The following is a 17,369-nucleotide window of genomic DNA, read 5'->3' as shown; positions in this document are numbered from 1 at the left end:
GTGGGCCGTCACCGGTTCAGGCGGGTGCGCAGGTCCGCGATCAGCAGCCATGTCGCCACACCGCCGAGAAGGATCACCTGCGCGAGCTGCTGGAGCCGTACGACACCCGCGGCGTCGAGCAGGGTGGCCACCTGCAGCGCCACGAGGACCGCGGCGAACGCGACGGCCATGCTCTCCAGCTGGATCCTGCGCAGGTATTCGTCCGCTCGCCGGAACGCACGCAGCAGCACCCAGGCGATCGCGAGGGTGAACACGATGGTGGTCGCGATCCACCAGGCCTTCTGGGCGGTGCTCTGGTCGGGGTTGCTGCCGAGGGCCAGGGCGATCACCCCCAAAGTAGACACGGGTATGCCGTCGATGAGCACGGCGCGCCGGGCCGCGCGCGTCAGCTGGTCCTGCTGTATCTGGTTTGCCATGGAACGAATGTAAAGCACACCTTCCATGAAGTAAAGTGTCCATGACTTCATGGAAGGTGTGCTTTACATTTCGACGCCCCCAGACCTTCCGGGAGGCGGTCTTGGCCGTCCGTTCCGACGGCCACCGCGGTGTTCTCCGGCCCGCGCCCCGAACCGCCGAGGGCACTTCCGAGGAGAACGAGGACCGGGTGGGCGCTCCGCGCGGAGGAGGACTCAGAGGGCGGCCAGGCCAAGGGCGGCCGTGACCGCGCTGAGCACCAGCAGGACCAGGGAGGGCAGGCTGCCCTTGGCGGCGTCACGGGCCTTGACGTGGGTGGCGACGGCGCCGGCCATGAGGAGCGCCAGGCCGATCGCCGCCGCCACGCCGAGGGCTCCGACCCACAGCCCGGCGATCAGGCCGACGGCTCCGATGATCTCCAGCGCGCCGATGACGCGCATGAACCCGGCGGACACGCCGAGTCTGCCGAGCTGGGCGGCCATCTCCTCCTTGCCGGAGGCCTTCGGGAAGCCTGCTCCGGCGAAGGCGAGGGCCAGCAGGACGGACAGGACGGCGGTGGCGATGAACATGGCCGCGATCTCCTCACGGAAATTACTTCAATGATTGAACTGTTTTCTATCAGAAGTTGTTTCTCGCGTGCCGACGGGGGGCCCACCAGGGCCAAAGGGCCTCGCCACGTCAAGGACGAACGGATTCCAGGCAGCGATGACACCGCCCGACGGTGCCGGGCGAACCGTGGAGGCGGGCCCCTCCGGGGCTCAGTTCCGGGTGCCGGGTTCGGTCGCCGACTGGGCCGTGCGCAGCAGCGAGAGCAACTCGGTCCGCTGGCCGGCGTCGAGTACCGAGATGATCGGCGCGTTTTCGAACAGGCGGGCCAGGAGGCGGTCCCTGAGCTGGTGTCCACGGCTTGTGAGAAGAAGCCGCTTGGCCCTGCGGTCCTCGGGGTCCGGTTCCCGGCGTAGGAAGCCGCTCCGTTCGAGGGAGTCGGCGATCGCGGTCACGTGGGACGGCTCGCAGCGCAGATGTGCGGCCACCCCTCCCATGCGCTGGGGCTCCTGGAGGTGGATCAGTGTTTGGGCCTGCGGAACGGTGAGCCCGACATGGGCGGCGGTCTCCTCGAAGTTCACGCGCAGGGCCGCCGCCACGGCGAACAGACGCTCCACGATCTCCTGGCCCTCCGGGTCCGGCCACTCGATTCGGATATCCGCCACGCCCTGAACTATTTCACGCCCGGCGTGGTTCCCGGGCGGAGAGGTGGTTCGGGGGCGCGTTCAGTCGTGTGGGGGAAGGTGCCCGAGCTGGTGGTCGGCGGCGTTGAGCGCCTCGTCCACCAGACGCCGCAGGTGTCCGTGACGCAGAGCGTAGATCACGCGGCGGCCCTCCTTTCGGGTGGTGACCAGCTCGGCCAGGCGAAGGCGGGCCAGGTGCTGGCTGACCGCCGGGCGGGCGAGGTCGCAGGCGGCGGTGAGCGTCGTCACGTCCGCCTCGCCTTCTGACAGCCGCCGCAGCAGGGCCAGGCGGGTGCGGTCGGCCAGCAGGGACAGGATGTCGGCGGCGACGGCCAGGCGTTCGCCCTGGTCACGCTCTTGCGAGTCATGCGCACCTGATAGGTGCATGCGTGCGCTCATCTGCACATAATGAGGGATGGGCGGTCCGCCGTCCAACCGGCTCACCCCGATTCGCACAGACTGGAGCTGTCGTGAGCGATCACACCACCCCCCACGAGCCGCACCACCATCCCCACGGCCACGGCCACGGCCACGGGCATGGGCATGGGCATGGCGGGAGTCGTGGACTGCTGGCCCGCGCCAGGCACGCCTTCGTCCCGCACAGTCACGACAGCGCCGACAAAACCGACGTGGCGCTGGAGTCCAGCACCCGTGGCATGCGTGTGCTGGCGATCTCCTTCGCCGTGCTCATGGTGACCGCGCTGGTCCAGGCGGTGATCGTGGCGGCCTCGGGGTCGGTGGCGCTGCTGGGCGACACCCTGCACAACGTCGCCGACGCGCTGACCGCCGTCCCGCTGGCGATCGCCTTCTCGCTGGGACGGCGGGCGGCCACGCGCCGGTTCACCTACGGGTATGGCCGGGCGGAGGACCTGGCCGGGATCGTCATCGTGATCCTGATCGCCGCCTCGGCGGGCATGGCCGCCTATGAGGCGATCAGGCGCCTGATCGTCCCCGAGAACGTCCAGGCGCTCGGCTGGGTGGCCGTCGCGGGCGTGGTCGGTTTCCTCGGCAACGAGTGGGTGGCCCGTTACCGGATCAGGGTCGGCCGTGAGATCGGCTCGGCCGCCCTGGTGGCCGACGGCCTGCACGCCCGTACCGACGGCTTCACCTCCCTGGCCGTCCTCCTCGGCGCGGGCGGCGCCGCGCTCGGCTGGCCGCTCGCCGACCCGGTCGTCGGCCTGCTGATCACGGTGGGGATCTGCTTCGTGCTGAGGGACGCGGCCCGGGAGGTCTACCACCGGCTGATGGACGCGGTCGATCCCTCCCTGGTCGAACAGGCCGAGCAGATCGTCGCCCGGGTCGCGGGTGTGAAGCGTGTCGGCTCGATACGGCTGCGCTGGATCGGGCACGCGTTGCGCGCGGAGGTCGACATCGTGGTCGGTCACGAACTGTCGCTGGTGCGGGCGCACGCGGTGGCGGTCGAGGCCGAACACCACCTCATCCACGAGTTGCCCCGGTTGCGGGCGGCCACCGTGCACACCGATCCCGACGGGCCGGAGGGCACCGACCACCACGCGGTCCTCGCGGCGCACACCTGACCGCGGGGACACCGATGGTCGGTGCCGTCCCCTCACACCTCAGGGCTCGACGAGGCCGACCACGAACGCGTAGTCGTCCAGGGTGAACTGGGTGATGCCGGTGATGCGCAGGGCCTGCACCCGGACGGTGTAGGTCCCGGGGCCCAGCGAGGGGGAGAAGCGCTCAAGGGCGTGCGCCTCCTCGGCGCCGCCGGGGGTGTCGAACCTGTAGTCCGTACTCGTGACCGGCTGCAGCTCGATGGTCGTTCCCGCGGAGTTGACCGCGACGACGCGCACGGAGCACCACGCGCTGGGGTCGCCGACGCAGAGAGACTCGGCGGTGAAGCGGGCGTCGACGAACCGGGTCGTCCCCGCGGGCACGGTGACGTTGACGGACGCCGTCGGGATGTTCCCCCAGGCCCCGACCGTCTGGGCGGTCCAGGGAGCGCTCTCCCCGGCGAAGAACTGCGCGCCGGTCTGCGTGCCGTTCTGGGAGCTGGGCACGGCGTTGGCGGCCGTCAGCGGGGTCCTGTTGCCCGTGGGACCTCCGTCTGGGAGAAAGGGGCATGCCCAGACTGCCGCTCCGGCGATCGATCGTCGCCGCCGTGGTCACCGGGGTCTGCGCCGCCGGCCTCGCCGGGTGCTCCTCCGTGACCACGACGCCCTCCAGGACACATGCTCCAGAGGACGGTCCGCGGGCGAGCACCGGAGGCCGGGCCGCTGTCCGATCCGCCGTCCGGACAGTGGCCTTCGGCAGGTCGCGGGGCAGGGACGTGGCCGTCACCGCCGGGGCCGACGGGCTGGTCAGGGTCCGGTGGCTGCCCACCCTGGAACCCGCCGCGGGGCCGCTGCCCGGCGACCGCGCCGCCGTCGCCGAGCTGGACGGCCGGTCGGTGGTCTTCACCGTCGGCGGGTACGGCGGGCGCCTGTGGGATCTGGACACCCGCAGGGAGCTGCTCCACGTTCCCGCACCTGTCTCCGCGTTCGCCTTCGGCGCCCTTCGGGGGGCTCCCGCACTGTTCACCGGCGACCGCCGGGGCCGGGTCCGGATCTGGGACCTGGCCTCGGGCACGTCCGCCGGGAGCCTGGACACCGGCGCGGGCACGGCGATCACGGCACTGGCGTCGGCGCGGGTGCGCTCCCGGCCGATCCTCGTCGTCGCCGTCGACAACCACGGGGACGACCCCGGCCACGCGCAGCTCTGGGATCTCACCACACGTCACAGGACCGGTGCTGTCCTGCCCGCCAGGCAGGAGGCCGAGAGCTTCGACCGGTTCCAGGTGCTCACCCTCGATGGGCGGCCCACCCTCGTCACGGGCTCCGACTACGGCCTGAGACGGTGGGATCTCGAAAGGCGGCAGGAGCTCGGCCCGTCCGTCGAGAACCGGCAGGAGGACGCCCGGCTCTTCTCCTTCCCCTCGTTCACCGTTGCCCTGGACGGCCGGCGACCCGTCCTTGTCACGGGCCGGGTCGCCGGGGCTCCGATCCAGCTACGGGACCCCGCCGACGGTGCGGTCCTGGCGGAGATGGCCGTTCGACCCGGGACGGCGGTGACCGCGCTCGCGGCGGGCACGGTGAACGGCGACCAGGTACTGCTCAGCGGTGACGAGGACGGCACGGTCCGGCTGTGGGACCTGCGGACCCGCGGGCGGACCGATGGTCCGGCGCCCACCGGGGGCTCATGACCATTGTCAACACCACCCCGCCATGGCCGATAGTGTGCCATTTCGTGCCTTTTACCCTTATTCATCCTGTTGTCGCGATCCCGTTGCGCCGGTTCCTGCCACCGGCGGCGCTGGCCGCAGGAGCGATGGTCCCCGACCTTCCCTACTTCGTCCCCTACGGGCTCACCGACGTGCTCGTTCCGGTCTCCGCGCCATGGTCCCCGCTGCGGGACGCCGGGCAGACCCACCGGGTGGAGACGGGGTCGATGGTCTTCGACCTGGTCATGGCGCTGATCCTGGCCGGGGTGATCACGGTGTGCGCCGCCCCGGTCCGCGCCCTGCTGCCCCAGGCGCTGGCCCGCAGGATGGGGCGCCGCGGCCGGGGGCGGGCGGCGCGCTGGGCATGGTGGCCGGTGGCCGCCGCCGTCGGGATCGCCACCCACCTGCTGTGGGACCGCCTGGTGGACGAGTGGCTGCTCGCCGCCGGGGACGTGGTGCTGATGGAGTCCGAGGGGGTGCACCTGGTCGGTTCACTGATCACCCTGACGGCGCTGGGCTCGGCCTGCTGGTGGCTGTGGCGCAGGCCGTTGAGCGAACCGGTGTCCCAGCCGGGCCTGGGAGTACGGCTGGCGCTGCCGGCGGCGATGGGAGTGCTGGCGGCCGGGCTGATCGTGACGGTGGGCGCCGGGCTGGTGGTGCGGTCGCTGGTGACGTTGACGATCGACGCGGTCGTGCTGGTGCTGCTGGCCTACGCCGCCTTCCTTCGCCTGGCCCCGTCCCGGACGAGGAGCTGATCCACGGCCGCTCCCGGATCCGGCCGGACCGGCCTGGCCGGACCGGCGGTCTCAGTTGGAGAAACCTCCCTTGGGCCGGATGATCTCCAGATTGGTGCCGTCAGGATCGTTGAAGTAGGCGACCTGGGTGCCGAGTGCCGCGTCAGGAGTGACCTCGCCCGCGATGAACGTGTAGTCCTCGCCGAGGAAGTCGTACCCGGCCTCTTTCATACGCCTGTACACCGCGTCGAAGTCGTCGACCTTGAAGCACAGATGCATCGAGCCCGGACGGTTCGCCGCCCCGTCCGTCCGCTCCCCGACCGGGTCCTGGAACTGGATGAGGTCGATGCCGACGTTGTCGAGGTTGAACGTGGCGTACCGCAGCTTCGCGACGGGCAGCCCCTGTGCCTCGCCGAAGGGCACACTGTGCATGGTCTCGTCCGCGACGACGGGCTCCCGTCCGGTGAGGGCCCTGTAGAACGCGATCGACGCGTCCAGGTCCGAGACCGAGATCCCAACGTGGGCGGCTCGGGTGAGGTTCATCGGAGCGCTGGAAACGGTCATGATCCCTACCCCCGTTCGCACTCTGCCTTCTCAGCGGTGGTGCTGATCGGCGCAGGTCGGGTTCCGAAAGAACCCGCCATGAAACGATTCCCCGCAGGGGAGGACGCCCACTCCAGGGGGGTAAAGAGTGTTCCCGCCGTCGTCTTCCCGGCCGTTGACGAGGTCCTGGCAGAAACCTGTATATGGCACTAAATCCGTTGAACGGGCGATATATGGACGATCATGATGCCCTCCATGGACCTCCTCTCCTCGCTGCCCGCCTTCGTCCTCGCCGTCATGCTGATCTCCGCCTCACCGGGGCCCGCGATGGCGCTGATTCTGCGGCGCGCGGCCCTGCACGGCTTCTCCGGCGCGGTGCCCACGGTGCTGGGCCTGGAGGCGGGCCTGTACGCGTGGGCGCTGCTCGCCGCCACCGGGCTCACCGCCCTCGTCGCCGCCTCCGAGGTGGCCTACCTGATCCTGCGCGTGGTGGGCGGCGGCTTCCTGCTGTACCTCGGCTTCAGGGCCTGGCGTACGGCGTGGCGCGGTGCGCGGGCCGGGGAGACGGTGGCGGAGGAGCCTGGGCCCGGATCGTCGCCGTCCTGGTGGAAGGCGTTCGGTGAGGGGGCGGTCGTGATGCTGGCCAACCCGAAGATCGCCGCCTTCATGATCGCTTTCTATCCCCAGTTCGTACCCGCCGACCGGCCGCTGTTCGCCACGACCTCGTTGCTCGCCGCGGTCCAGGTGGCCATCGAGATCGTCCTGTACCTGGCGCTGGCGGCCGTGGTCGGACGGGCCGGGGCGTGGTTTCGCCGCCCGGCGATCCGGCGCAGGCTGGAAGCGGTCAGCGGCACGGTCCTCATCGCCCTGGGCCTGCGGATGGCCGTCGAGAGCCGCTGACACTCCGGCCTGAGCGGTTCGCCGACGCCGCTCTCGTCCACCGGACAACCGGCGCGTGCCGTACGGGGCCGTGACCTTCTACGACTGGGAGCGGGCCACGGCCTGGGCGAGGGAGGCGACGTGCTCGGTGAGCGCCGTGACCAGGGCGGGCGGGTTCCTGACGGTGAAGGACCAGGGCAGACCGGTCAGGACGCGCGCCATGGCCTTCAGGTCCTCGGCCCCGCTGACCAGGAGAACCCCGCCTTCCGGGCAGGGGTACAGGTCGCCGAAGGGGGCGGGCAGCCGGTCGCGTGCGGTTTCAAGGTCGGTGTCCATCCACACCTCGGTGCGGTGGGTCCAGGCCCCGAGCGTCATCGTCCGCATGACGTGGTCGGTGGGGTCGAACCCCTCGGGAGGGGTGAACCGGGCGGGCAGTTCCGCGGCGGCGCCGATCCTGTCCAGGCGGTACATGCGGACGGCGTCGCGCAGATGGTCGTGCCCGACCAGATACCAGCGGCGCCCGTGCACGACGAGCCCGTAGGGGTCCACCTCACGCGCGCCGCGGGTGTGCTCGATCCGTACGGTGTGACGCGCGTGGACGGCCGCGGCCAGCGTCAGGACCAGGTGCGGGTCCGGGGTCAGCGGGCCCGTCGTCGCGGAGGTCGAGGAGACCAGCGCGGTGACACGCCGACGTAACGCGGCGGGCAGGACGCGGTTGAGCTTGACCAGCACCCGGTCGGCCGGGCCCGGCTCGCCCACCGGTTCGTGCCTGCCGGTGACCAGCGCGGCGGCGACGGCCACCGCCTCGTCGTCGGAGAGCATCAGGGGCGGCAGGCGCACGCCGTGCGCGAGCCGGTAGCCGCCGTAACGGCCACGGACCGACTCGACGGGGATGTCCATGTCGCGCAGGGCCGTGACGTACCGGCGGACGGCACGTGCGTCGACGGCCAGGCGCCGGGCCAGTTCGTCGGCGGGCACCAGGCCGCGGTCCTGGAGGATCTCCAACAGCGCCAGGACACGGGTTGCCGGACGGGACATGAACCCGATCCTAATGAGGGCAGAAATCGTCCACAATCCGCCCTAGCGTTGCGCCACAGGAGATCGATCGAAAGGAGTCGACCAGGTGTCGACCATCGTTCTTGTCGGCGGTTCGTTCCTCGGCGCGTGGGCCTGGGAGCGGGTCACGCCGCTGCTGACCGCACACGGCCACCAGGTGCACCCGCTGACGCTCACCGGCTTCGGCGACCGCGCCCACCTGGGCTCGCCTGCCACGACGCTCACCACCCACGCCCGTGACATCACGGCCGCGATCGAGTACGCCGACCTGAGGGAGGTGGTGCTCGTGGCGCATTCCTACAGCGGAGCCCCGGCCACGATCGCCGCCAACGCGATCCCCGACCGGATCGCCCGGGTGGTCTACGTCGCCGCCTCCCTGCCCGAGCCGGGCAGAAGCCTGTTCGACATCATCCCCGCCTCCACCGTCGAGGCCATCATGGAGACCGTCCAGGACGGGCGGATCTCCGTGATGAGCGACGAGATCATCGACGCCAACTTCGGCGACCACGGACTCACCGCCGAGGACTTCGCGTGGCTGCGTGCCCGCGGTGTCGGCCAGCCGGTCGGCACCCTCCAGGACCCGGCGCCGGACGACCTCGGCGCGGTGCGGAAACTGCCGCGTACCTACATCGTCTGCGCGGGTGACCCGGGCGACCCGCCGGACCTTCCGGACCACGACATGGTCGTCCTGGACTCCGGACACTGGCCGATGATCACCAGGCCGGTCGAGCTGGCCCGGGTGCTGGACGAGACGGCCCGGTCATGACGCGCCCCTTCCGTGTGGAGATTCCCCAGGCGAGCCTGGACGAGCTGACCGACCGCCTGGTCAGGACACGTTTCACCCGTTCCCTGCCCGGTGCCGGGCTCGGCGTGCCCGTCGAACGTGTGCGACGGCTGGTCGAGTACTGGCGTGACGGCTACGACTGGCGCCTCTGGGAGCGGCGGATCAACGCCCATCCGCAGTTCACGACCGAGATCGACGGTCTCGACGTGCACTTCCTGCACATCCGCTCGTCCCGGCCGGACGCCCTTCCGCTCATCCTCACCCACGGCTGGCCCATGTCGGTCGTGGAGTATCTGCCGCTGATCGAACGGCTGAGCGACGCCTTCCACCTGGTCGTCCCCTCGGTGCCCGGCTTCGGGTTCTCCGGCGCGCCGGGGGAGCCCGGCTGGGACCGCCGCCGGGTCGCCGCGGCGTGGGCGGAACTGATGCGGAGGCTCGGATACGAGCGCTACGGCGCGCACGGCAACGACGTCGGCTCCCTGGTCTCCATCGAGCTGGGACGCCTGGACCAGCCCCGCGTCGCCGGAGTGCACGTCACCCAGGTCTTCTCGCTGCCCTCCGGCGATCCGGCCGAGCGGGCCGCGCTGGGGCCGGACGACCAGGGGAGACTCGCCGCCCTGGAGCGCTTCATGGCCGGGGGAAGCGCCTATCTGACCCTTCAGGCCACCCGGCCGCAGACCCTCGCGCACGCGCTCGCCGACTCTCCGGCCGGGCAGCTGGCCTGGAACCTGCAGCTCTTCGGCGAAGGGGTGAGCGACGACTACATCCTCACCAACGCCACGATCCACTGGCTGACCGACAGCGCGGGCAGTTCGGCCCTGGTCGGCTATCACGGGCGCAGACCGCCCGCCGAGCGGTCGTCCTTCCCGCTGGGCGTTGCCTGCTTCGCCGACGACTTCTTCCCCTCGATCCGCCCGCTCGCCGAACGCGACCACGGCGCCGTCGTGCGCTGGAACGAGTACGCCAAGGGCGGCCACCACGCCGCGCAGGAGGAACCGCAGGTGCTCGCCGACGACATCCGCGCGTTCTTCGCCACCCACCGGTGACGGCGTCGCCGCGTTCGCGTGACGGTCCGATATGTGGTTGCCTCACGTCGCCGCGTCGTCTTACCGTGCCGAAGTGGATCTCTTCTCTCATACCTGGAGCGCGTTACGTACGGCGGTCGCCGGCCTCCCCGACGAGGACTTCGCGCGGCCGTCCGGCTGCGCGGGCTGGCTCGTACGGGATCTGGTGTGCCACCTGGTCATCGACGCCCAGGACGTCCTGATCACCCTCGTGACCCCCGTGGACTCGGAGCCGACCCGCGACGCGGTGACCTACTGGAACGTCGCCGCGGAACCCCCGACCGGTGACGACCCGCTCGACGCGCTGATCGTGCGGCTGGCCGCCGCCTACCAGGAGCCCGAGCTGCTCAAATTCCATCTCGACGACGTCGGCTCAGCCGCCGGCCGCGCCGCCGGGCTCGCCGACCCGGACCGGCGGGTCGGTACCCGGGGTCAGGTCCTCACCGCGGGCGACTACCTCTCCGCGTACGTGCTGGAGTGGACGCTGCACCACCTCGACCTGGTGGCGCACCTGCCGCACGTGGCGGGACCTCCCGCCGAGGGGCTCGCCCGGACCCGCGAGATGCTGGAGGAGATCGCCGGAGCCGCGTTCCCCGCCTCGTTCTCCGACGAGGACGCGCTGCTGGTCGGCACCGGGCGGCGTGCCCCGACCGACGGGGAGAAGGATGATCTGGGGGAACTGGCGGCGCGGCTCCCGTTCGTCCTGGGGTGACCGTAGGCCCGCGTCAGCCGGCGGTGGGGGAGCGGTGACGTCGTAGGGCCAGGACGATCAGCATCACCACGCAGGCCACGGCGACCACGGCGGCGAAGCACTGCACGGCGAAGAGGAGCCCGGAGACCGTGGCGAGGAAGCCGACCCCGATGACCGGCACCCCGACGCCGAGGTAGATGATCACGTAGAAGGTGGACAGCACGTCGGCGCGGTGTTCGGCGGGAGCCGCCTGGTTGACCGCGGTGATGCCGCCGAGGAACGTGAGCCCCTGGCCGGTGCCGCCGGTCGCCGCCGCCAGGAGCAACAGCGGCAGCGAGGACAGGCCACCGGCGAGGGCGAGCAGCACCAGTCCGGTGGCCAGGAGGGGCAGGCCGGCCAGCTCCAGGTCGCGGGCCTGCCTGCCGTACCCGAGAAGCTGGGCGAGCGCGGAGCACAGCAGCATCAGCGCCACCGCCGCACCGGCCAGGAACAGGTTCCCGCTGCCGGAGAGGATCGCGACATAGGTGGGGACGAGGGCGAGGGAGAGTCCCATCACGCTGAACGCGAGGAAGCTCGCCGTACCGCTGGTCCCGAAGATGGAGCGCACCGCGGCGGGGATCTCGGGGAGGTGGAGCCCGCGCCGGATGCCCGAGGCCATGACCGGCAGCGCGGCCATCGTCACCGCCGCGGGAACCAGCAGCGCGATCTCCACCGCGAACGGCAGGACGTGCGGCGCGGGGGCGTACTGGGCGAGCAGCCCGGCCAGCACGGGGCCGAGGCCGAGCCCTCCGACGGTGGCCACGGTGGACACCAGCGCGGCCCTGCGGCGGTCGCCGTTCGGTTCGAGTTCCGTCAGCGTCGCGGTCAGCGGGCCCGAGGCCACGCCGAGCGCCACGCCCTGCAGGGCACGGGCGGCGAACAGCCATCCGGTGCTCGTGGCCAGGGCGAAGAGCAACGCTCCCAGCGCGGCGAGCGCCACCGCCGACAGCAGCACGGTGCGGCGGCCGAGCAGGTCGGACAGCGGACCGGCCAGCAGCAGGGAGGGAATCAACACGGCCACGTACGTGGCGAAGATCAATGTGACGACCAACGGGGAGAAGCCGAAGCCCGCCTGGTAGCCCCGATACAGGGGGGTCGGCAGGTTCGTTCCGGTCAGCAGGATGAGCAACGTGTACGCCGTACCCCAGAATCTCCATCGTCCTGCGGGGCCCGCGTCCTGCGGGGCGCGCCTTTCCCGGCGGGGGTCACGACGCGGCGGACGGTCATGGCTCGCGGCGGTGAGTTGATCGAGAGACATCCGTTCCTCCACACCATCATGTTCGGACTTGCCGAACATAACACATGTTCGAGAATGCCGAACATGTCGCTATCCTGGAGGCATGGCAAGCCGTACCGCGACCGAACTCGTCCACCCCGACTCCGACCAGCTCCGGTTCACCGCGGTGCTGGCGGCCCTGAGCGACCCTCTGCGCCTGGCCATCGTCGCCCAGCTCGCCGACGTCGAGCCCGACGGCGAGCTGATGTGCACGACGCTCGCGGTACCGGTCAGCAGGTCCACCCGGAGCGGTCACTTCAAGGTCCTGCGGGAGGCGGGTGTGATCCGGCAGAGGGACGAGGGGACACGGCGGCTGAACCGGCTGCGCCGTGACGACCTGGACGCCCGTTTCCCCGGCCTGCTCGACCTCGCGATCCTGCAGGGTCGCGAGGTGCTCAACGGCTGGTGAGACCGGACCCGGTGGGCTCGTGTGCCTCCCACCGGGCGGGGCCTACCGCGTGCGGTAGTCGCCCAGGCCGTGTTCGAGCAGGTGGAAGGCCTGTTCGGCGTTGACGACCGCGTCGGGGTAGACGGCGTCGGCCGTCTCGCCCTCCAGTAGCCGCCGGATGTTCTCCGACATCAGGGCGTTGCGGGTGCCGAGCATCTGTGCGGCGGCGACGCGGGCGATCGGGTCCGCCCGCCCGTCCTGGGTGGCGAGTTCCTCGGCCAGCAGCTCCTGACCACGCGCCAGGAAGTGGTGCAGGTGCTGCAGGAGGGCGGGCGCGGAATGGGTGAGCCTCTGCACGGCGAGCACCTGGGGGTCGTCGCTCAGACCGGTGGCCGCGTCGCGAGCGGCCAGGGCCGCCAGGAAATGGCGTCGCAGGGCCCGAACCGCCGACTCTCCGGCCGCACGGCCACGGACGACACGGGCGGGCTCGTCGACATGTTCTTCCAGCGGCGCCAGGACCAGGGCCTCCTTGGTGGGGAAGTACGGGAGGCTCCTCGGCCCGTTCGTCCAGGAGTTCGGCCCGACCGGCGGCATGGGTCACGTGGCCTGGCCGGCGTCGCGGCACCGGTGGCCACGGTCGGGAACGGCGTGGTGATCTCGTTCGTTTCCCCGATCAACGCCGTGTTCGTGATCGCCGCGGCCATCATGGCGCCCCCCTTCGCCGCGTGGCTGCGCGAACCCGCCGCCCTCTCCCTCCCCGCTGAACAGGTGGACGCATGAGCAAGCCCTGGCTGACCTGGACGACCTTCGCCGTGACCGCCGTGACCACCACCGCGGGCCTGCTCCTTCCCGACCTGTCCGCGCTGCTGGCCAGGAGCCCCGGCCTGCTGGACGGTCAGTGGTGGCGGCTGCTCAGCCCCATCCTGGTCAACCCGGAAGGCTGGTACCAGATCCTCTTCAACGGGGCCGCGCTGCTCCTCCTCGGCACATACGCCGAGCGGGCGTACGGCCGGGCCCGCTGGTTGCTGCTCTACCTGGGAGGCGCCCTGGCCGGGGAGGTCTACAGCTACGCCGTCGGCGACTACAGCGCCGGCTCGTCCGTCGCCATCGCCGGCCTGCTCGGCGGACTGGCCGTCTGGGTGGTGCGCGGCCACTCCGGACTGCCCCGTAGGCCCAGGATCGCCGCCGCCGCGCTCCTGGCCGGCGCGGTCGTGCTCGCCCTCATCGGAGACGAGCACGGTGCCCCCATCCTCACCGGCGCCCTGATCGCCCTGGTCCTCCCCGCCCGCGCGGCAGGGGAGAACACCGCCCACGCCCGATGAGGCGTCCGGCTCGCCACGACCGCTGCGGAGGTCGCGGTGTGCCTCGACCGGGGTGGGCTGGGGACCGTCGTGAACGCGGCCCGGAGCCGACGTGCTCGATCAGCCGATCGGCGGCGCGAGGTACTCCAGCGCGTAACCGTCTCCGGAGGCGGTCACGCGGGCGATGCCGGGAGAGTCGAGATGGGCGCCGGCCACGAAGTGGTTCGGCTGGGTCAGCCGTTCGAGAAGGGCCGCTCGCGCGGAGCGGGCCTGGGACTGGTCACCGTCGAACTCCCAGGTCACGTTCGGCTGCTCGAACTGGAGCGTGGGAACGTGAACGGTGTCGCCCCAGACGAGAAGGTGGCCGGTGCCGCTCCTGACGTCGTAGACGGTGTGACCGGGCGTGTGGCCCGGCGTCGGGATCGCGGTGACCCAGCCGTTGATCGCGACCTTCTCCGACACGGGTACCACCCGGTCGCGGATCGGCTCAAGCCGCCCGGTGAACACCGAGGTGTCGCCCGCGCCGATCCACACCCGCTCAAGTTTGGCGAACGCCTCCGAACCGTCCGGCGCGATCAGGCCGCTCACGTGGTCCTCGTGATTGTGGGTGATGGCCACGTCGGTGACGTGCGCGCGGTCGATTCCCGCCTCGTCGAGCGCGTCGTGGATAAACCCCATGCCCGGGACGTGCCAAACGTTGGACGCACCGGTGTCGACGAGAACCGACCGCGTGCCGTCGGTGACGAAGAAGGCGTTGACCGACAGCCGCAGGTTGTCGTCGATCAGCGGGACGGCGGCAGGCAGCTCGTCGAGAGCGCACCCGTCCTCGTCGCGGAGCCGTGTCGGCGGCATGTCGATGTACCCGTCTCGCAACGAGGTCACCTGCAGGTCGCCGAATTCAAACGTGGCATAACGCAGGCCACTTGAGATCAAACGCATGGAATCTCCATCGTGCTGAGCGCGCATCGCGCATCTTCAATAGAAGACAATATCTCCTTTAGAAGAAACCATACACTGTGGGCGTCGAGGTACCCCCATCGATCGAGGAGCACGGTGGTCGAGCAAGACGGAAACGGTGACGACCTGGCCGGAGCGTTCGGCGGTAACGTGCGGCGGCGCCGCGAGGAGGCGGGCCTGACGCTTGAGCAGCTGTCCGCGCAGTCGTCGGTCAGCCGGGCGATGCTGTCCAAGGTCGAACGCGGCGAGAAGAGCCCGACGATCGGCGTCGCGTCCAGGATCGCCCACGCGCTCGACGCGTCACTCTCGGACCTGATCGGCGCGCCGGCCGCCGCCGCGCCCGGTGTGGCCATTGTCATGCGCAAGAACGATCGTCCCGTCTTCCGTGACCCGGAGACCGGCTTCGAGCGGCACATGGTGTCAGCGGCCCCGGGTGCGGGAGGAGCCGAGATGGTCGTCCACTATCTCCCCGCGCAGGTCTCCACCGGGCTGCTGCCCGCGTATCCGCCGGGTACGGAGAAACAACTCGTGGTGCTCAAGGGCACCCTCACCGTCGCGATCGGCGGGATCAGCGAGACCCTGAACACCGGCGACTCCCTGTTCCTCCAGGCCGACGCGGACCACGGCTTCGCCAACCGAACGAACGCTCCCTGCGAGTACATCATGGTCATCTCGCGCAGAGCCTGATCGGCCGCAGCGTACGGGCCTGGGCAGACGGCGCCACACGCCACCCGCCGTAGCCGTACGAGAACCGCGCGTGTTCGGGTCAACGGCGGATGAGGCCGAGGTCGGTGGCCACGGCGACAGCGGCGGTACGGGAGTCGACGCCGAGTTTGGCGTAGATACGGGCCAGGTGGGATTTGACGGTGCCCTCGGTCAGATGGAGGCGTGTGCCGACGGCCTGGTTGGACAGGCCGTCGGCGACCAGGGCGAGGACTTCGGTTTCGCGCCGGGTCAGGGTGGTGCCGGGGGCACGCAGGCGGTTCATCAACCGGTCGGCGACGGTGGGCGCGAGTGTGGTGCGTCCGGCGGCTGCGGTGTGCACGGCGGCGGCCAGATCTTCGGGCGGGGCGTCTTTGAGGAGGTAGCCGGTGGCGCCGGCTTCGATGGCGGGCAGGGTGTCGGCGTCGGAGTCGTAGGTGGTGACGATCAGCACGCGGGGGGCTCCCGGGCGGGCGGTGATCCGGGCGGTGGCTTCGGCGCCGCCCATGCCCTTGCCGAACTGCAGGTCCATCAGGACGACGTCGATGTCGCCTTCGGCGGCGCGGGTGACGGCGTCCTCGGCGGTGGCGGCTTCGGCGACGATGACGAGGCCGGGCTCGGTTTCCAGCACGGCGCGCAGCCCGGCCCGTACAACAGGGTGGTCGTCGGCCACGAGCAGGCGGATGGGAGTGTCGTCGGTCACGGGCGGGCCTCGGGCTCGGTGTCGGCTGGTGGGGTGAGAGGCAGTTGGGCGGCCAGGGCGGTGCCGTGGCCGGGGGCGGATTCGACGGTGAGAGTGCCGCCGAGGGCTTGGGCGCGGGCGCGCATGGCGGCCAGTCCGAAGCCGCCGGTCTCGGGGTCGGGGGCGGGCAGGCGGGCGGGGTCGAAGCCGCGTCCGTCGTCGGCGACGTCGAGGGCGACGTGGTCACCCAGATAGCCGAGGGTGACCTCGGCGGTGGTGGCCTCGGCGTGCTGCACGACGTTGGCCAGGGCGGACTGGGCGATTCGCAGCAGCGCGACCTCGTGCGCGGTGGTGAGCGGGGCGGGATCGCCGGTGAGGCGGAACCGCGCGGTGAGCCGATGCCGGGCGGACGCGGTGGCGCACAGGCGTTCCAGGGCACCGGCCAGGGTGGTGCCCTCCAGCGTGGGCGGAGTGAGGGCGGCCACGAAACGGCGGGCCTCGGCGAGGTTGTCGACGGCGGCCTGCCTGGCCTGGCCGACGTGGCGGGCCGCGTTCTGCGGTGCCTGGGGCAGTGCGCGCTCGGCGGCCCGTAGCAACAGCTGGATGCTGGACAGGCCCTGGGCGAGGGTGTCGTGGATCTCGCGGGCCAGACGTTCGCGTTCGGCGAGCACACCGGCGGTGTGCTGGACCCGGGCCAGGTCGGCGCGGGTGGCGGTGAGTTCCTCGATCAGCCTGCGGCGGCGCTCGCTCTCCCGGTACAGGGCCTGATAACCCCGTACTCCCGCGACGGTGACGGCAGCGCCGAGCGCGGGGCCGATGGCCATGGCAGGGCTGAAGGAGTGCTGGTGGGCGGAGAATCCGGCGATGGCCGCCACCGCGGTGGCGGCCACCGTGACCGGTCCGGCGCGGCGAGGCAGGAGATGAAGCTGGAGGAAGTACAGCGGGAAGGCCACCCACACGGCGTCGGGAGACAAGGCCAGCAGCGCCAGCCATACGGTGCCCACGACCGCGAGCCACCAGGCGGCACCCCGCCACGTGCGCCGGACGCGCGGCGCAAGCGCACCGGCGGCGTACACCAGGCCGCACGCCCCCGCCGTCGCGGCGATCCATCCGGCATGGGGATGGTCGCCGGCCAGTGCCCGGCCGGAGGTCAGGACGAGCAGGCCGATGATCAGCAGGTGCAGGCACCAGGCCAGGGTCCGGGTGGTGAGGGTCAGGGCGGAGGCGGTGGCGTTCACAGTGTCCTCCAGCCTATGGAGGCAGGCCCGTGGGGGCCTCCATCGAAAGTTAGAACCCGCGTGCCGTCCTTCGGCCCGTGAAGTTCCCCCCTGCGCCAGACGCGTGTGTGAGACTCCGGCGGCGACGGTTGAGGCGTACCCCGCTTCCACCACCGGAAAGGACAGGCCAAGG

General features: G+C 71.2%; 23 protein-coding genes. 11 read left to right on the top strand and 12 right to left on the bottom strand.

Going from position 1 to position 17,369, the window contains the following annotated elements:
• Positions 1-8 precede the first annotated feature (8 nt).
• The 4 genes from ACFOYY_RS41920 to ACFOYY_RS41905 form a co-directional block, all read right to left on the bottom strand.
• Positions 9-416 carry a hypothetical protein gene (locus ACFOYY_RS41920; RefSeq protein ID WP_352012241.1) on the bottom strand — a complete coding sequence of 136 codons (408 nt, stop codon included), beginning with the start codon at positions 414-416 and terminating at the stop codon, positions 9-11.
• 213 nt (positions 417-629) lie between these two features.
• Complete coding sequence (locus ACFOYY_RS41915; RefSeq protein ID WP_352012242.1) at positions 630-983, bottom strand: DoxX family protein; 354 nt, start codon at positions 981-983, stop codon at positions 630-632.
• A gap of 189 nt (positions 984-1,172) precedes the next feature.
• Positions 1,173-1,625: a MarR family winged helix-turn-helix transcriptional regulator gene (locus ACFOYY_RS41910; protein ID WP_386197103.1), complete on the bottom strand. Its 453-nt coding sequence runs from the start codon at positions 1,623-1,625 to the stop codon at positions 1,173-1,175.
• 60 nt (positions 1,626-1,685) lie between these two features.
• Entirely contained in the window at positions 1,686-2,042 is a 357-nt protein-coding gene (locus tag ACFOYY_RS41905; protein ID WP_352012244.1) for an ArsR/SmtB family transcription factor, read from the bottom strand.
• Positions 2,043-2,113: 71 nt separating this feature from the next.
• Between ACFOYY_RS41905 and ACFOYY_RS41900 the strand changes: the two genes are divergently transcribed.
• Positions 2,114-3,181: a cation diffusion facilitator family transporter gene (locus ACFOYY_RS41900; protein WP_386197102.1), complete on the top strand. Its 1,068-nt coding sequence runs from the start codon at positions 2,114-2,116 to the stop codon at positions 3,179-3,181.
• A 39-nt stretch (positions 3,182-3,220) separates the two neighbouring features.
• Here the strand turns inward: ACFOYY_RS41900 and ACFOYY_RS41895 are convergent, their stop codons facing one another.
• Entirely contained in the window at positions 3,221-3,664 is a 444-nt protein-coding gene (locus ACFOYY_RS41895; protein ID WP_386197101.1) for a hypothetical protein, read from the bottom strand.
• A gap of 62 nt (positions 3,665-3,726) precedes the next feature.
• Here ACFOYY_RS41895 and ACFOYY_RS41890 point away from each other — a divergent pair, with 62 nt between their 5' ends.
• Positions 3,727-4,845 carry a WD40 repeat domain-containing protein gene (locus tag ACFOYY_RS41890; RefSeq protein ID WP_386197100.1) on the top strand — a complete coding sequence of 373 codons (1,119 nt, stop codon included), beginning with the start codon at positions 3,727-3,729 and terminating at the stop codon, positions 4,843-4,845.
• Between the two features lie 44 nt (positions 4,846-4,889).
• Positions 4,890-5,618 (top strand): DUF4184 family protein, encoded by a 729-nt coding sequence (locus ACFOYY_RS41885; RefSeq protein WP_386197099.1) that lies wholly within the window; start codon positions 4,890-4,892, stop codon positions 5,616-5,618.
• Positions 5,619-5,669: 51 nt separating this feature from the next.
• Here the strand turns inward: ACFOYY_RS41885 and ACFOYY_RS41880 are convergent, their stop codons facing one another.
• Positions 5,670-6,161: a VOC family protein gene (locus ACFOYY_RS41880; protein WP_386197098.1), complete on the bottom strand. Its 492-nt coding sequence runs from the start codon at positions 6,159-6,161 to the stop codon at positions 5,670-5,672.
• Between the two features lie 234 nt (positions 6,162-6,395).
• On the opposite strand from ACFOYY_RS41880, the gene ACFOYY_RS41875 reads away from it, so the two are divergent.
• Positions 6,396-7,040 (top strand): LysE family translocator, encoded by a 645-nt coding sequence (locus ACFOYY_RS41875; protein ID WP_352012250.1) that lies wholly within the window; start codon positions 6,396-6,398, stop codon positions 7,038-7,040.
• A 78-nt stretch (positions 7,041-7,118) separates the two neighbouring features.
• Here the strand turns inward: ACFOYY_RS41875 and ACFOYY_RS41870 are convergent, their stop codons facing one another.
• Positions 7,119-8,057, bottom strand: a complete 939-nt coding sequence (locus tag ACFOYY_RS41870) for a helix-turn-helix transcriptional regulator (RefSeq protein ID WP_386197097.1) — start codon at positions 8,055-8,057, stop codon at positions 7,119-7,121.
• 85 nt (positions 8,058-8,142) lie between these two features.
• On the opposite strand from ACFOYY_RS41870, the gene ACFOYY_RS41865 reads away from it, so the two are divergent.
• The 3 genes from ACFOYY_RS41865 (at position 8,143) to ACFOYY_RS41855 (ending at position 10,635) form a co-directional block, all read left to right on the top strand.
• Positions 8,143-8,841 carry an alpha/beta fold hydrolase gene (locus tag ACFOYY_RS41865; protein ID WP_352012252.1) on the top strand — a complete coding sequence of 233 codons (699 nt, stop codon included), beginning with the start codon at positions 8,143-8,145 and terminating at the stop codon, positions 8,839-8,841.
• On the top strand, positions 8,838-9,905 hold the full coding sequence (locus ACFOYY_RS41860; protein ID WP_386197096.1) for an epoxide hydrolase family protein: 1,068 nt from the start codon (positions 8,838-8,840) through the stop codon (positions 9,903-9,905). Before ACFOYY_RS41865 ends, ACFOYY_RS41860 begins: the two co-directional genes overlap by 4 nt.
• Positions 9,906-9,978: 73 nt before the next feature.
• Positions 9,979-10,635 carry a maleylpyruvate isomerase N-terminal domain-containing protein gene (locus ACFOYY_RS41855; protein WP_386197095.1) on the top strand — a complete coding sequence of 219 codons (657 nt, stop codon included), beginning with the start codon at positions 9,979-9,981 and terminating at the stop codon, positions 10,633-10,635.
• A gap of 13 nt (positions 10,636-10,648) precedes the next feature.
• Here ACFOYY_RS41855 and ACFOYY_RS41850 read toward each other — a convergent pair whose 3' ends face one another.
• Positions 10,649-11,911 (bottom strand): MFS transporter, encoded by a 1,263-nt coding sequence (locus tag ACFOYY_RS41850; protein ID WP_386197094.1) that lies wholly within the window; start codon positions 11,909-11,911, stop codon positions 10,649-10,651.
• Between the two features lie 82 nt (positions 11,912-11,993).
• Between ACFOYY_RS41850 and ACFOYY_RS41845 the strand changes: the two genes are divergently transcribed.
• On the top strand, positions 11,994-12,338 hold the full coding sequence (locus ACFOYY_RS41845; RefSeq protein ID WP_352012256.1) for an ArsR/SmtB family transcription factor: 345 nt from the start codon (positions 11,994-11,996) through the stop codon (positions 12,336-12,338).
• Positions 12,339-12,380: 42 nt separating this feature from the next.
• Here ACFOYY_RS41845 and ACFOYY_RS41840 read toward each other — a convergent pair whose 3' ends face one another.
• Positions 12,381-12,911, bottom strand: coding sequence for a TetR/AcrR family transcriptional regulator (locus ACFOYY_RS41840; RefSeq protein ID WP_386197093.1), 531 nt, complete (start codon positions 12,909-12,911; stop codon positions 12,381-12,383).
• A 57-nt stretch (positions 12,912-12,968) separates the two neighbouring features.
• Here ACFOYY_RS41840 and ACFOYY_RS41835 point away from each other — a divergent pair, with 57 nt between their 5' ends.
• The gene (locus ACFOYY_RS41835; RefSeq protein ID WP_386197092.1) at positions 12,969-13,097 is read left to right on the top strand and encodes a hypothetical protein; all 129 of its coding nucleotides are present in this window, start codon (positions 12,969-12,971) and stop codon (positions 13,095-13,097) included.
• On the top strand, positions 13,094-13,639 hold the full coding sequence (locus ACFOYY_RS41830; protein ID WP_386197091.1) for a rhomboid family intramembrane serine protease: 546 nt from the start codon (positions 13,094-13,096) through the stop codon (positions 13,637-13,639). Before ACFOYY_RS41835 ends, ACFOYY_RS41830 begins: the two co-directional genes overlap by 4 nt.
• A gap of 99 nt (positions 13,640-13,738) precedes the next feature.
• Here ACFOYY_RS41830 and ACFOYY_RS41825 read toward each other — a convergent pair whose 3' ends face one another.
• The gene (locus tag ACFOYY_RS41825) at positions 13,739-14,557 is read right to left on the bottom strand and encodes an MBL fold metallo-hydrolase (RefSeq protein WP_352012259.1); all 819 of its coding nucleotides are present in this window, start codon (positions 14,555-14,557) and stop codon (positions 13,739-13,741) included.
• Between the two features lie 114 nt (positions 14,558-14,671).
• Between ACFOYY_RS41825 and ACFOYY_RS41820 the strand changes: the two genes are divergently transcribed.
• Positions 14,672-15,262 (top strand): helix-turn-helix domain-containing protein, encoded by a 591-nt coding sequence (locus ACFOYY_RS41820; RefSeq protein ID WP_352012260.1) that lies wholly within the window; start codon positions 14,672-14,674, stop codon positions 15,260-15,262.
• A 79-nt stretch (positions 15,263-15,341) separates the two neighbouring features.
• Here the strand turns inward: ACFOYY_RS41820 and ACFOYY_RS41815 are convergent, their stop codons facing one another.
• Together ACFOYY_RS41815 and ACFOYY_RS41810 are read right to left on the bottom strand one after the other, a co-directional pair.
• Positions 15,342-15,980, bottom strand: coding sequence for a response regulator transcription factor (locus ACFOYY_RS41815; RefSeq protein WP_352012261.1), 639 nt, complete (start codon positions 15,978-15,980; stop codon positions 15,342-15,344).
• A complete protein-coding gene (locus ACFOYY_RS41810) occupies positions 15,977-17,197 on the bottom strand; it encodes a sensor histidine kinase (protein WP_386197090.1) in 1,221 nt (406 codons plus the stop codon). The genes ACFOYY_RS41815 and ACFOYY_RS41810 overlap by 4 nt, the downstream gene beginning before the upstream one ends.
• Positions 17,198-17,369: the final 172 nt, after the last annotated feature.

It is taken from the genome of Streptosporangium jomthongense (assembly GCF_042650425.1).
GTDB lineage: Bacteria > Actinomycetota > Actinomycetes > Streptosporangiales > Streptosporangiaceae > Streptosporangium.
The sequence above is the reverse complement of the archived record's forward strand: the minus strand, read 5'-3'. Positions and strand labels throughout refer to the sequence as shown.

Coding starts and splice junctions, on each gene's coding strand:
- ACFOYY_RS41915 (WP_352012242.1), bottom strand. CDS start 983: ATGTTCATCGCCACCGCCGTCCTGTCCGTCCTGCTGGCCCTCGCCTTC.
- ACFOYY_RS41840 (WP_386197093.1), bottom strand. CDS start 12,911: ATGCCGCCGGTCGGGCCGAACTCCTGGACGAACGGGCCGAGGAGCCTC.
- ACFOYY_RS41850 (WP_386197094.1), bottom strand. CDS start 11,911: ATGTCTCTCGATCAACTCACCGCCGCGAGCCATGACCGTCCGCCGCGT.
- ACFOYY_RS41845 (WP_352012256.1), top strand. CDS start 11,994: ATGGCAAGCCGTACCGCGACCGAACTCGTCCACCCCGACTCCGACCAG.
- ACFOYY_RS41875 (WP_352012250.1), top strand. CDS start 6,396: ATGGACCTCCTCTCCTCGCTGCCCGCCTTCGTCCTCGCCGTCATGCTG.
- ACFOYY_RS41825 (WP_352012259.1), bottom strand. CDS start 14,557: ATGCGTTTGATCTCAAGTGGCCTGCGTTATGCCACGTTTGAATTCGGC.
- ACFOYY_RS41860 (WP_386197096.1), top strand. CDS start 8,838: ATGACGCGCCCCTTCCGTGTGGAGATTCCCCAGGCGAGCCTGGACGAG.
- ACFOYY_RS41870 (WP_386197097.1), bottom strand. CDS start 8,057: ATGTCCCGTCCGGCAACCCGTGTCCTGGCGCTGTTGGAGATCCTCCAG.
- ACFOYY_RS41920 (WP_352012241.1), bottom strand. CDS start 416: ATGGCAAACCAGATACAGCAGGACCAGCTGACGCGCGCGGCCCGGCGC.
- ACFOYY_RS41880 (WP_386197098.1), bottom strand. CDS start 6,161: ATGACCGTTTCCAGCGCTCCGATGAACCTCACCCGAGCCGCCCACGTT.
- ACFOYY_RS41830 (WP_386197091.1), top strand. CDS start 13,094: ATGAGCAAGCCCTGGCTGACCTGGACGACCTTCGCCGTGACCGCCGTG.
- ACFOYY_RS41890 (WP_386197100.1), top strand. CDS start 3,727: ATGCCCAGACTGCCGCTCCGGCGATCGATCGTCGCCGCCGTGGTCACC.
- ACFOYY_RS41905 (WP_352012244.1), bottom strand. CDS start 2,042: ATGAGCGCACGCATGCACCTATCAGGTGCGCATGACTCGCAAGAGCGT.